11 protein-coding genes are annotated in these 12,990 nt (G+C 72.2%); 6 read left to right on the forward strand and 5 right to left on the reverse strand.

Features of this window, described 5'->3' with window-relative positions; translation table 11 throughout:
- Positions 1 to 169: 169 nt before the first annotated feature.
- The 3 genes from ACZ5NW_RS06590 to ACZ5NW_RS06600 all read right to left on the reverse strand — a co-directional run bounded on the left by ACZ5NW_RS06590 (position 170) and on the right by ACZ5NW_RS06600 (position 2,436).
- Positions 170 to 940, reverse strand: a complete 771-nt coding sequence (locus ACZ5NW_RS06590; RefSeq protein ID WP_468742600.1) for an MBL fold metallo-hydrolase — start codon at positions 938 to 940, stop codon at positions 170 to 172.
- A 37-nt stretch (positions 941 to 977) separates the two neighbouring features.
- A complete protein-coding gene (locus ACZ5NW_RS06595; RefSeq protein WP_468742601.1) occupies positions 978 to 1,679 on the reverse strand; it encodes a hypothetical protein in 702 nt (233 codons plus the stop codon).
- Positions 1,680 to 1,740: 61 nt separating this feature from the next.
- On the reverse strand, positions 1,741 to 2,436 hold the full coding sequence (locus tag ACZ5NW_RS06600; protein ID WP_468742602.1) for a peptidoglycan DD-metalloendopeptidase family protein: 696 nt from the start codon (positions 2,434 to 2,436) through the stop codon (positions 1,741 to 1,743).
- 235 nt (positions 2,437 to 2,671) lie between these two features.
- Between ACZ5NW_RS06600 and ACZ5NW_RS06605 the strand changes: the two genes are divergently transcribed.
- Positions 2,672 to 3,394, forward strand: a complete 723-nt coding sequence (locus tag ACZ5NW_RS06605; RefSeq protein WP_468742603.1) for a peptidoglycan-binding domain-containing protein — start codon at positions 2,672 to 2,674, stop codon at positions 3,392 to 3,394.
- A gap of 3 nt (positions 3,395 to 3,397) precedes the next feature.
- Positions 3,398 to 4,063: an SDR family NAD(P)-dependent oxidoreductase gene (locus ACZ5NW_RS06610; protein ID WP_468742604.1), complete on the forward strand. Its 666-nt coding sequence runs from the start codon at positions 3,398 to 3,400 to the stop codon at positions 4,061 to 4,063.
- Positions 4,064 to 4,117: 54 nt separating this feature from the next.
- Here the strand turns inward: ACZ5NW_RS06610 and ACZ5NW_RS06615 are convergent, their stop codons facing one another.
- Positions 4,118 to 5,596 (reverse strand): glutamate-cysteine ligase family protein, encoded by a 1,479-nt coding sequence (locus ACZ5NW_RS06615; RefSeq protein WP_468742605.1) that lies wholly within the window; start codon positions 5,594 to 5,596, stop codon positions 4,118 to 4,120.
- 169 nt (positions 5,597 to 5,765) lie between these two features.
- Here ACZ5NW_RS06615 and ACZ5NW_RS06620 point away from each other — a divergent pair, with 169 nt between their 5' ends.
- On the forward strand, positions 5,766 to 7,952 hold the full coding sequence (locus tag ACZ5NW_RS06620) for an ATP-binding SpoIIE family protein phosphatase (protein ID WP_468742606.1): 2,187 nt from the start codon (positions 5,766 to 5,768) through the stop codon (positions 7,950 to 7,952).
- A 14-nt stretch (positions 7,953 to 7,966) separates the two neighbouring features.
- On the opposite strand, the gene ACZ5NW_RS06625 is transcribed toward ACZ5NW_RS06620, so the two are convergent.
- On the reverse strand, positions 7,967 to 8,533 hold the full coding sequence (locus tag ACZ5NW_RS06625) for a cysteine hydrolase family protein (RefSeq protein WP_468742607.1): 567 nt from the start codon (positions 8,531 to 8,533) through the stop codon (positions 7,967 to 7,969).
- A gap of 141 nt (positions 8,534 to 8,674) precedes the next feature.
- On the opposite strand from ACZ5NW_RS06625, the gene ACZ5NW_RS06630 reads away from it, so the two are divergent.
- From ACZ5NW_RS06630 to ACZ5NW_RS06640, 3 genes are all read left to right on the forward strand, one after another.
- Positions 8,675 to 9,310, forward strand: coding sequence for a diguanylate cyclase (locus tag ACZ5NW_RS06630; RefSeq protein WP_468742608.1), 636 nt, complete (start codon positions 8,675 to 8,677; stop codon positions 9,308 to 9,310).
- Positions 9,311 to 9,480: 170 nt separating this feature from the next.
- Positions 9,481 to 11,064, forward strand: coding sequence for a GMC family oxidoreductase (locus ACZ5NW_RS06635; protein WP_468742609.1), 1,584 nt, complete (start codon positions 9,481 to 9,483; stop codon positions 11,062 to 11,064).
- Positions 11,061 to 12,773 (forward strand): aldehyde dehydrogenase family protein, encoded by a 1,713-nt coding sequence (locus ACZ5NW_RS06640; protein ID WP_468742610.1) that lies wholly within the window; start codon positions 11,061 to 11,063, stop codon positions 12,771 to 12,773. The genes ACZ5NW_RS06635 and ACZ5NW_RS06640 overlap by 4 nt, the downstream gene beginning before the upstream one ends.
- Positions 12,774 to 12,990 lie beyond the last annotated feature (217 nt).

The following is a 12,990-nucleotide window of genomic DNA, read 5'->3' on the forward strand; positions in this document are numbered from 1 at the left end:
GTCGTCAGACGGTCCGGGGCGGGGCGGGTTGGCGCGTGACGGGGTGGGGCGCCGAGTGCCCCATACAGGCACTCGTCCCGCCGGTGATGAATATGACAGCCCAAACTGGACGATTCCTGGATGCACCCTGGCCGCCGAACGGTGAGGGAGGGCAGTGCCGTGCCGGTGGTCAGCCGATCGGGAAGGTGGCGTCCGGGGTGGCGTGGGTGACGGGGCCGTCGAAGCGGGTCGCCGCGCGGGCCGCCGCCTGCACCGGGGTGAGGAAGCGACCGACATGCGTCACGATCAGCCGGCCCGCCCCGGCCGCACGGGCCGTCTCGCCGGCGTCCTCGGGCGTGTGGTGCACCTGTTCCCCGTCGTCCGGCGCCTGGGCGCTCTCGGCCTCGCACAGCAGTACGTCGCAGCCGCGGGCCAGTTCGGTGAGGCTCGGGCACGGTGCCGTGTCCCCGGAGTACACCAGCGACGCGTCGGCCGCCTCGACGCGCACGCCGAACGCCGGAAGGCCGTGCGCCACCGCCCGGCTGGTCAGCCGCAGCGAGCCGACGGCCGCCCGGTGCCCGTCGTACAACTCGGTGACGGCGAAGGCGGATTCGATCGGACTGCGGGCCGCTGTGTTGGTGAGGAAGCCGGCCAGCCGGTCGGCGATGCCGGGCGGCCCGTAGAGCGGGATCGGCGCCGCGAGCCGGATGTCCGCGTAGAGGGCGCCGTAGTAGGCGGTGAGCAGGTCCGCGCAGTGGTCGGCGTGCAGATGCGAGATCCAGATCGCGTCCAGCTCGTCCAGGCGCACGTGCCGCTGGAGCGGACCGAGCGTTCCCGTGCCCGCGTCCATCCAGACGCGGGTCGCCCCGCTCGACACCAGATAGCCGGAACACGGGTTGTCCGCGCTCGGATACGGGGTCGCGCACCCCAGGACCGTGAGGGTGAAGGGCTCGTCGCTCATCCCGGGATCCTAGGATGTCTCCGTCGTCCGGCAGGAGTCAGGTCCAGTGGACGGCGGCCAAGGGGTATCCGCCCGCGTCGAAGGTCTCCCGGGAGACCGAGATGCCGAAGGCGATCTCCAGGCCCTTGAGGAAGCGCTGCTGCCAGTCGGGTATCCAGCCGTCGTCGGCGAAGACCGGCCGTCCGTCGACGTAGCGCACGTCGGGGCGGCAACGCGCCTCGTGCATCGCCCAGTTGAGGAAGGCCATCCGCGGGGCGAAGTCGAAATAGTGCCCGCCGTCCCGGGTGGTCTCCTGGTCGAAGTAGCCGTAGATCTCGCCCTTCCACACGGGCCGGCCGTTCTCGTAGTAGGCCATGCAGTACATGCCCTTGGCGGCGATGCGGTAGAGCAGGACGACCCGGCCGGTTCCCCGCGGCAGCGCGAAGCCCTCGTGGAAGTGGAGCAGGTAGTCGAAGTCACCGGCGAGGAAGGACCAGTCGCCCTCCTTGCCGTAGACGGTCACATAGGGGTCGTCGGGGACGCGTGTCGCGGGGTGGGTGCGGTCGTAGACGGCCTTGGCCTCCGCGCCGACCGGCTCGGGGAGCTCCCAGGGCACGGCGCCGAAGACGACGGCCAGGTCCTGTGGGGCGATGCCCTGCGCGAACACGAGACCGGACTGCTCGCCGAGGACGGGGTCGGAGCCGCGCGGCCATCGCTCGCCGAGCCATGCGATTCCATCGTTTCCATCGTTGTCTGCCATGGCCAGGGACCGTAACAGCGGGGTCCGACAACGGGGTTGGCGCGGCCACGGTCCGCCGGGCTCACCACTCGGGCTTCTGCACGTTGCCGTACGACCAGGTGTGCCCCTTGGACATCTCGAAGTGCAGATGGGGGCCGGTGGAGTTGCCCGTGGCGCCCACCTTGCCCAGCTGCTGACCGGCGTGGACGCTCTGGCCGGCCTTGACCTGGAGCGCGGACAGATGGCAGTAGGTGTAGATGTGGCCGTTGTCGGCACTGAGGCCGATCCAGTTGCCATAGGCGCCGCCCTGGCCGTTGGACCAGGCGATGGTTCCCTTGCGTACCGCCACGACCGGGGCGCCGGTCGGCGCGGCGAAGTCGTGTCCCGTGTGCCGTCCCACGCCGTCGGGCTTCCAGGCGTAGGGGCCCTTGGAGAAGAAGGGGAACGTCACCCCGTGTCCGGGGACCGGCGACGGCACCCGCTGGTGGCCGGCGGGCGGTTTACCGGCCGGCGTGGCGGCCGGTCGGCCGGCACAGTCGACCGCGAAGCCGCACTTGTGCCCCAGCGCCGTCAGCGACGTGCAGCCGGGCACGCCGTCCGCGTCCGCCCCCTTGAAACCCTGGGCCCGCTGCTCGGCCGCGTAGGCCGCTTTGGTCTGGGGCCCGAAGAACCCGGTGGCGCCGCCCGGAAGCGGATGGCCGCGCGAGATCAGCGCGCGCTGCACCGCCCGCACGTCCTCATTGGTCTTTCCGATCTGGACATTGACGAGTTTCACCATGGTCGACACCACGCCTTCCGGGGCGGAATTACCGAGGCTGAATTACCCACACCGCCGCACCGGTGGAAACCCTTCTGCTACGCATCGTAGACTCCGTCCGCGTGCCCGGCCACCGGAGTTGTGCTATGGGGAAAGTGGGCGAATGCGCGCATTTACAGAGGTATCGGGGGAGTGCCACGATAAAGGGAGTTCGCCGCACCGGAAGGAGTTCGCGCGACGGAGGAGGCGACGACCGATGGTGCTGTTGCAGAACATCAAATTCGGCAAGACGAACGAAGACATCCGTAAGGTTCAGCGGGCTCTGATAGCGCGCGGCCATCCGATTCCCGGCGGCCCCACCGGATTCTTCGGCGAACAGACCAAGGCGGCCTACGCGGCCGAGCAACGGGCCCAGGGTTTCAAAGGTGCCGACGCCGACGGCGTGCCCGGCTGCACGTCCCTGACGGAACTCGGCCGGCACGCCGGATTCTCCGTCGACTGCCACGGCGCCGCAGGTGCGGCGGCCCGTCCCGGGCGGATCACGCTCGACCAGGTCACGTACACCGACCCCGGCGACCACGCGGGGAAAGCGGCCATGGAGGGTTATGCGCGGAAGGCGTGCGAACTGACGGGAATGGACCCGCGCTTCGGCGTGCCGGCCCTCGTCACCATCAGCGGGCGGGAATCCGCCTACAACGCCCGGAGATGGCGGGTCAACACGGTGGACTCCAATGCGCACGGCCGCAAGATGCCCGACGGCCATCCGCAGAACTGCTCCCGTGGCGCCACCCAGTGCATTCCGTCCACCTTCGCCGCCTACCATCAGGCGGGAACGGCCACCACGCCCTACGACGTCGTCGCCGACATGTGCGCCACCGTCAACTATGTGCGGGATCGGTACGGGGTGAATCACGCGGGGTCCAATTTCGCGGCCCGCGTCCAACAGGCGGACCCGAAACGCGCACCGCACGGTTACTGAACCATGACCACCATCGCCGTCATCGGAGCGGGTCCCGGCCTCGGCGCCGCCGTCGCCCGGCGGTTCGGGCGGGAGGGGCACGACGTCGCCCTCGTCGCCCGTGACCGGGCCCGGCTGGACGCCCTCGCCGCGGACCTGTCCGGCGCGGGCGTCACCGCCCGGGGATTCGCCGCCGACGTCCGCGACACGAAGGCGCTGGAAGCGGCCCTGGACGCGGCGCACGCGACCCTCGGCCCCGTCGAGATCCTGCAGTACAGCCCCGTACCGCACCGGGACTTCATGCGGCCGGTCCTGGACACGTCCCCCGCGGACCTGCGCGGACCGATCGAGTTCTCCGTCTACGGCCCCGTCGCCGCCGTACGCCAGGTGCTCCCCGGCATGCGCGCCCTCGGCCGGGGCACGATCCTCTTCGTCAACGGCGGCACCGCCGTCGTCCCGCACCCCGACCGCGCGGGCACGTCGATCGCGTTCGCCGCCGAGAGCGCCTACGGCCACCTGCTGCACGACACACTGGCCGGCGAGGGCATCCACGTCGGACAGCTCGTGGTCCCCGGTGCGATCACCCCCGGCCACCCCCGCAAGGACCCGGCCGCGCTCGCGGAGACGCTGTGGGCCATGCACCGCGACCGGCACGGCTTCCGCCACTTCGCCGACGACCTGGGCTCCTGAAGGCCACCGCGCTCGGACCCTGACGGCCACGTCGACCCCGTCGCGCGCGACGCCTCATTCGACGGGCCAGGTGTGCACCGGGGCGTTGAGGTGCATGTAGTCGATGTACTGCCTGGTCATGCGCCGCAGGGCCTCATGGCGGTCGCAGTGGTCGCGCTCCTCGATGTGGTGGACCGTCTCCTTCTGCCAGACCGCCCCGTTGCGCGCGGTGACGCACCGCTGCTCGATGACGCCGAGCAGCGGCTCCCGCCAGGCCGCGTCCATGCCGGAGTGCTCCAGGCCCCGGTGCGCCAGGGGCAGCAGGCGCCGCAGGACGAGTTCGGGCACGGGGACCTCGCCCACCCCGGGCCAGTACAGGTTCGCCTCGATGCCGTGCCGTGCGGCGGCGTGCAGATTGTCCTCGGCGACGGCGAAGGACATGCGTGACCACACCGGGCGGTTCTCCTCCACGAGCGCCCGGGTGAGGCCGTAGTAGAAGGCGCCGTTGGCGAGAGTGTCGGCGACGGTGGGGCCGGCCGGCAGCACCCGGTTCTCCACCCGCACGTGCGGCCGGTCGTGGGCGACGGCGTAGACCGGGCGGTTCCAGCGGTAGATGGTGCCGTTGTGGAGGGTGAGTTCGGACAGCTCCGGGATGTCGCCGCGGTTCAGGGTCTCCAGGGGGTCCTGGTCGTCGCACAGGGGCAGCAGGGCCGGGAAGTAGCGCAGGTTCTCCTCGAAGAGGTCGAAGACGCTGTTGATCCACCGCTCGCCGAACCACACCCGGGGCCGTACCCCCTGCACCTTGATCTCCTGCGGGCGGGTGTCCGTGGCCTGCTCGAACAGCGGGATCCGGGTCTCGTGCCACAGCTCCCTGCCGAACAGGAACGGCGCGTTCGCGGCCAGTGCCACCTGGACCCCGGCGATCGCCTGCGCCGCGTTCCAGTAGCCGGCGAACTCCTGGGGGGAGACCTGGAGATGGAACTGCGTACTGGTGCACGCGGCCTCCGGGGTGATCGTGTCCGCGTAGGTGCGCAGCCGGTCCTCCCCGTTCACCTCGATGAGCAGGTCCTCGCCGCGGGCCGCGAAGATCTGGTCGTTGAGCAGGCGGTAGCGCGGGTTCTCCGAGAGCGAGCCCTCGCCCACGTCCTCCTGACGCAGCGTGGGCAGGATGCCGACCATGATCAGATGGACCCCGACCGACCTGGCGCGCTCCTCGGCGTGGTTGAGCGCGGCGCGGATCTCGGACTCCCACGCGTCGGGGCCGCCCGCGATCAGCCGGCGGGGCGGGATGTTGATCTCCAGATTGAACCGGCCCAGCTCGGTGGACCACGCGGGATCGGTGATGGCCGCCAGGGCGTCGCTGTTGCGCATGGCCGGCTCCGCCGTGCCGTCGACCAGGTTCAGCTCGATCTCCAGCCCCACATGGGGCCGTTCGGTCTCGAACCGTGCCTCGCGCAGCATCTGCGCGAGGGCGTCGAGGCATTCCTGCATCTTGATCCGGTACCGGCGGCGGTCCTCACGGGTGAAGACCAGCGCCGGGACGTCCCGTCCCATGGGCCCTCCAGGGTCGTCCTGCGCGGACCCCCTCACCCTCCCAGCGTCGCACCACAGGACGACTCGGACCAGGCAAGAGCCCGTCGCGCCCCGGGCGGACCACCGGCCGCCGGGGCCGGTCGACGGCCGCGGGCGGAGCGGCGGGCCGATCCGGCGTACCGTCGACAGTGTGGACTCCACGGCCGAGGGCCTTGTCTCCCGCGCCGCGCGTGAGCTGGTGCCGAGAGCGGACGAGCTGACCGCCGAGGTCGTGCGATGCCTGCGCCGCGAGGTTCCCGATCTGTGGGCCGACCCGGAGCTCGCGCGGATCAGCGAGGAAAGCGTCGCCGACCACATCCGCGGCGTGCTGGCCGGCCTGGAGAACGGCTTCGGGGCCGGCCGGATCCCCTCGCCGACCGCCGACGTGGAACGCGCCCGGCGGCTCGCCCGGCACGGTACGTCCGTCACCGAGATACTGCGGGCGTACCGGCTCGGGCAGAGCGTCGTCCTCGACGCGCTGCTCGCACAGATGCCGCGGCTGACGAGCGACGCCCGCCTGGTCGGCGCGGCCACACGCCGGCTGCTCGCGGTCGGCAGCGGATACGTGGACCGCACCTCCGAGCGGGGCGTCATGGCCTTCCAGGAGGAACGGGACCGACGGCTGCGGTGGCGGCTGTCCGTGGTCAACGAGGCCGGGATGCGCGTCGGCACCACCCTGGACATCACCCGCACCGCTCAGGAGCTGGCCGACCTCGCCACCGAGCACTTCGCCGACACCGTCACCGTCGACATGCTCGACGCCGTCGTCCAGGGCCACGACCTCCCCGAGGAAGGCCCCTTCGTACTGCGCAGGGTCGCCCGGGCGCCGGCGGGGGAGGGCGGGGCCTCGGGTCAGGCTGTGGGGGCCGGTGACGCCGGAGGGGCCGGTGAGGGTGAGGCGTCGGCGGTCGTGTCGCAGGAGCCTCGCGTCTGCCCGCCCGGATCGCCGTCGGCGCGCGCCCTCGCCACCGGGCAGCCCTCCCGCCACACGGTGGCTCCCACCGCCACCGACCCCGCCCATTCCCTCCTGGTGGTCCCGCTGAGCGCCCGCGGCGCCACCCTCGGCGTCGCGCGGTTCTCCCGCGACGGCGACACGGACCCCTTCGACGGCGAGGACCTGCTCCTCGCCCAGGAGATCGCGGCCAGGGCCGCCGTCGCCGTGGACAACGCCCGCCGCTACACGCACGCCCGCGCCACGGCCCTCGCCCTGCAACGCAGTCTGCTCCCGCGGCACACACCGCAGCAGTCCGCCGTCGAGGTCGCCTTCCGCTACCTGCCCGCCGGCGGCCTGGCCGGCGTGGGCGGCGACTGGTACGACGTGATCCCGCTGTCCGGCGCCCGGGTCGCCCTCGTGGTGGGCGACGTCGTCGGCCACGGCATCCACGCCGCCGCCACCATGGGCCGCCTGCGGACGGCGGTGCGCACCCTCGCCGACATCGACCTGCCCCCCGACGAACTGCTGACCCACCTCGACGACGTCGTCATCAGGCTGTCCGCCGAAGCCTCCGCGGATCCCGACATGGAGGCGGCCGGGGACATCGGCGCCACCTGCCTGTACGCCGTCCACGACCCCGTCTCCGGGCGTTGCTGCCTGGCCCGGGCGGGCCATGTGCCGCCCGCCGTGGTGCACGGCGACGGAACCGTCGACCTCCTGGATCTGCCGCCCGGCCCGCCGCTGGGTCTGGGCGGCCTGCCGTTCGAGGCGACGGAGGTCGACCTGCCCGACGGCACCGTGCTGGCCCTGTTCACCGACGGCCTGGTCGAGGCCCGCGACCACGACGTCGAGACGGGCCTCGCCCTCCTGCGCGAGGCGCTCGCCCAGCCCACCGACTCCCTGGAGGCCGCCTGCGACACCGTACTGACGGCGATGCTGCCCGAGCGGCCGCCCGACGACGTCGCCCTGCTGCTGGCCCGCACCCGCGCGCTCGGGGAACGCCAGGTCGCGGGCTGGGACGTGGACGCCGCTCCGGAAGCCGTCGGCCGGGCCCGGGCGAGCGTGGCCCGGCAGCTGAGCGAGTGGGGACTGGAGGAACTCGACTTCACCGCGGAACTGGTGGTGAGCGAACTGGTCACCAACGCCATCCGCTACGGACGGCCGCCCATCCGGTTGCGCCTCATCCACGACCGCGCCCTGCTGTGCGAGGTGTCCGACGCCGGCGGCACCACGCCCCATCTGCGCCGGGCCCGCACCTTCGACGAGGGCGGGCGCGGGCTGCTCCTCGTGGCCCGGTTCGCCGAACACTGGGGAACGCGCCACGCCCGCAACGGCAAGACGGTCTGGGCGGAGCTGGGCGAGAGCGGACCGGCGGCGTTCCCGGAGGCGGTCCTGGCCCTCTAGGCACTCCCGGGACGTCACTCCGGGCCGGGAAAGGCGATCTCCCGTGCCGTGAGGATGTCGGCGCCCATGTTGCGTTCCATCATCTCCAGGGCGGCCCGGGCCAGATGCGGGTGGATGGAGGCGACGGCGTCCCTGGGCACCGTGACCTCCAGGTGGCGGATGTGGGCGTCCAGGGCGGAGTAGAGGACGCACTGTTCGGTGACCTGGCCGGTCAGCACCACATGGCCGGCGCCCAGCCGCCACAGGAGGTAGGACAGGGGCGTCTCGTAGAAGACGGAATGGCGGGCCTTCACCACGAAGAGCGACTCCTCGTCGGGCCGTATCGGCTCGACCAGGTCGGCGTGCGGCCGGGCCAGCGCGGTGTCGACGAGTTCGTCCTGGTGGGAGCGCCACAGCCCGAAGTTGTCGTTCGCGTAGATCACCGGCACGTCCGCCGCACGGGCCCGCCCGATCAGCTCCGCCAGGACGGGCACGACACGCCGGGCGGACGGTACGAGCAGCTCGGCGTCCTCGTGGTCGTACGTGTTGATCATGTCGACCACGATGAGAGCGAGCCCCGTCGAACCTGTCCGCCGGTCCATGCTCAGTACACCTTGCGTCAGCCGTACACCCCCGGGTCGGCGCTGCCGGGTACCCGATGATCCGGCGCCCCTAACGGCGTCGGACATGCGCGTGTCCGGGCCGTGGGGGAGGGTACTGGGCGGGGGATCACAGGAGGTGTCATGGGAGCAGTGCGCTTTCTTCCCCGGAAGGTCCGGCGTCAGTGGCGGCGCGTGGACGAACCGTGGCCCGGCCAGGGCACGGACGACGTCGAGACCGCGGCCCGCCGGTTCCTGCTGCTCGGGATCCTCCCCCTGTGGGTGGTCCCCGGCCTCGCGGACTGGTGGATGCACCGCAGGACGGGCATCGAGCACACCAGCGGGACCAAGGAGTCCGCGGTCCACGCGCTGATGATGACCGAGGCCGGCGTCCCGGTCGTCATGGGGCTGCTCGCCCGGATCAATCCCCTGGTGCTCACCACGATGGGCGCCGCCGCCGTGGCGCACGGTGCGACCGCCCTGTACGACGTGTCGCTGGCCACCGGCGAGCGCGAGATCCGGCCTGTCGAGCAGCACATCCACAGCTTCCTCGAAGTGCTGCCGCTCACCGCTCTGGCGTTCACCGCCTGCCTCCACCCGGACCAGGTCCGCTCGACACTGCGCGGCGGTCCGCATCCCGAGGACTGGCGCCTGCGCCGCAAGGAACGCCCCCTGTCGGCCGGGTACCTCGCCGGGCTCGCCGCCGTGATCGGCGCGGGCGTCGTCGCCCCGTACGCCGAGGAACTACGACGCTGTCTGCGGGCGCGGCCCGCGCGGTAACCCCCCCACCCCGCTCGCGGGCCCCATGACGATCGGCCGGAATCGGCCTGTCGCCTGCGCGGGAGGCCCGGCGTGCTCGATTCTGGTGCGGGTCGAACGTTCGACCGTGTCGCGCCCCGGCGCGGCGCGTCGCACCGCATTCCTTCGAACTTCCTTCAAAGGGGATGGAATTGAGCACGTACGACTACGTCATAGTCGGCGCCGGATCCGCGGGCTGTGTCCTCGCGGCCCGGCTGTCGCAGGATCCCGACGTCCGGGTGGCGGTGATCGAGGCGGGCGGTCCCGACACCGCCCAGGAGATCCACATCCCGGCCGCGTTCCCGCAACTCTTCAAGTCCGCCCTGGACTGGGACCTCGACACCGACCCGGAGCCCGGCCTCGACGGACGGCGGACCTATCTGCCCCGGGGCCGGATGTTCGGCGGCTCCAGCTCGATGAACGCGATGATCTACATCCGCGGCCACCGCGCCGACTACGACGGCTGGGCCGCGACCGGGGCCACCGGCTGGTCGTACGACGAGGTGCTGCCGTACTTCCGCCGCTCGGAGGACAACGAGCGCGGCGAGGACGCCTTCCACGGCGTCGGCGGGCCGCTGACGGTCAGCGACGGCAGATCCGTCCACCCGCTCACGACGGCCTTCGTACAGGCCGCCGTGGAGGCCGGACACAAGGCGAACGACGACTTCAACGGCGCGACCCAGTCGGGCGTCGGCCGCTACCAGCTCACGCAGCGCGGCGGCCTGCGCTGCAGCGCCGCCGTCGCCTACCTGCACCCCGCACTCGAACGGCCGAACCTGACCGTGCTCGCCGCGACCCGCGCACACCGCGTGGTGATCGAGGGCGGCCGGGCGACCGGCGTGGAGGTGGAGCGGGGCGGCACAGTGGAGGTCGTCCGCGCCGAACGCGAGGTGATCCTGTCCGCGGGCGCCTACGAGTCCCCGAAGCTGCTGATGCTGTCCGGGATCGGGCCCGCCGCCGCCCTGGCCGCCTTCGGCATCGAGGTGTTACGCGATCTGCCCGTCGGCCAGGGTCTCCAGGACCACTACATGACCCTGCTGAACTTCCGCACCGACGCCGAGTCGCTGATCGGCGCGGCGACCCCGGAGAACGCCGCGCTGCTGCAGAGCGAGGGACGCGGCCCCCTGACCTCCAACATCGGCGAGGCCGGCGGCTTCTTCCACAGCCGCGACGGGCTGGCCGCCCCGGACGTCCAGTTCCACGCCGCCCCGGCGATCTTCCACCAGGAGGGGCTCGGCCCCGTCGCCGAGCACGGCATGGCCTTCGGGCCCTGTGTGCTCGCCCCGACCAGCCGCGGCGCGGTCACCCTGCGCTCCCCGCGACCCGACACCGCGCCCCGCATCGTGCACAACTACCTGACGACGGCGGAGGACCGGGACTGCATCGTCGCCGGAACCCGGATCGCCCTCGACATCGCGGTACAGCGCTCGGTGGCCGACCTGGTCACGGCACCGTTCGGCGACGCGCCCGCGCCCACGGACTCCGACGCGGACCTCCTCGCCTGGGCCCGCAGGACCGGGCAGACGCTGTACCACCCGACGTCGACCTGCGCCATCGGCGCTGTGGTCGACCCCGAGCTGCGCGTGTTCGACGTGGCGGGCCTGCGCGTCGTCGACGCCTCGGTGTTCCCGACGGTCCCGCGCGGCAACACCAACGCACCCACGATCATGGCCGCGGAGAAGGCCGCCGACCTCATCACGGCGGGCGGCGACACCACCGAGGAGACCTCGCGATGACGCAATCCCTGACCGCCGACCGCACGGCGGCGATCGACCGGGCGCTCGACGACCTGACCGCCGGCGAGTCCGCCTGGGCCGCCTGCGGACTGGCCCGGCGCCGGGAACTGCTGGAGCAGGTGTCCGCGGCCATCACCGCGCAGGCCGAGGCGTGGGTGCGCGCGGCCGCCGCCTACAAGCGCCTGCCGCTGGACAGCCCGCTGGTCGGCGAGGAGTGGATCAGCGGCCCGTACGCGGTGCAGACCTCCGCGGGCGCGCTCGCCACCACCATCACCGCCCTGGAGCAGGGCCGCAGCCCCGTCGACGGCTTCTCCGTCGGCCGGGCACCCGGTGGACGCCTCGCGGTGCGCGTCCTGCCGCACAGCGTCTGGGACCGGCTGCTGCTCAGCGGCTTCACCGCCGAGGTCTGGATGCCGCCCGGCACGAGCGAGGAGACGGTACGCGACCGAGCGGGCCTCGCCCTGCGCCGCCCGGCCGACACCGGGGGAGTGGGCGTCGTGCTCGGCGCCGGGAACATCACCTCGATCCCCGTCCTGGACGTGCTCTACGAGCTGTACGCGAACAACCGTGTGGTGGCCCTCAAGCTCAACCCGGTCACCGACGGCCTCCGCGACGTCTTCAGCCGCGTGCTGGCCCCCCTCGTCGACCTCGGCGCGGTCCGCATCCTGACCGGCGGCGCCGACGTCGGCACGTACCTCGTGCACCACCCGAAGGTCCGCCACGTCCACATGACCGGCAGCGCGATCACCCATGACGCGATCGTCTTCGGTCCCGGTGCGGAGGGCGCCGCCCGCAAGAAGGCGGGCACACCCCTGCTCGACAAGCCGGTCACCAGCGAACTGGGCGGGGTCTCCCCGACGATCGTCCTGCCGGGCGACTGGTCCGAGGCGGACCTGCGGTTCCAGGCCGAGCACATCGCCACCCAGAAACTGCACAACGGCGGCTACAACTGCGTCGCGAGCCAGGTGGTCGTCGTCAGCTCCGCGTGGCCGCAGAAGGACCGCTTCCTGGCCCATCTGCGCACGGCACTGTCCAGGGCGCCCCATCGCCCCGCCTACTACCCCGGCAGCGACGACAGGGTGACGGGGGCGCTCAAGGCGTACGACGGCGCGGAACACCTCGACGGCGGCCGGGTGCTGATCGGCGACCTCGGCGCCACCGAGTCGGGTCCGGCCCTGACGACCGAGTACTTCGGCCCGGTGCTCGCCGTCCTCGAACTGCCCGGCAACGCCCGCACATTCCTCGACGAGGCGGTCCGCACCGCCAACGAGAAGCTGACCGGCACGCTGGGCGCGAACCTCGTCGCGCACCCGCGCACGATCGCCGCGCTCGGCGCCGCGCTCGACGAGGCCATCGCCGAACTCCGGTACGGCACGGTCGCGTTGAACGCCTGGACGGCCGTCGGCTACCTCACCGCGACCGCCACCTGGGGCGCCTTCCCCGGTCACACGCTCGACGACGTGCAGAGCGGCATCGGCGTGGTGCACAACGCCCTGCTGCTGGACGGGCCGGAACGCACGGTCGTACGGGGCCCGTTCCGTCCCGCGCCCCGGTCGGTCCTGAACGGGGAACTGGCGATGACGCCCAAGCCCCCGTGGTTCGTCACCAACCGCACCGCGGCCACGACGGGCCGGCTCCTCACGGACTTCGCGGCCGCCCCGCGCTGGTCCGCCCTGCCGAGGATCTTCGCCTCCGCACTGCGCGGCTGACACCCCAGGCCCCACCCGGGGCAGCAGTCTCCCCGCCGCCCGGCGGACCGACCCGGATCGGTCCGCCGGGCGGCGGCTGTTCCTCGGGGAGGACGGGCGGTTCCCAGGCGCGACGGCGCAGGTTGGTGAATAACCATTCACCTGTACTATAAATGGAGCATCCAAACGGAGTGAATGGGAATTCACTCGGTGATGTGACGCCTCGATCATCCGTCTG

This window comes from Streptomyces sp. NPDC032126, assembly GCF_055580085.1.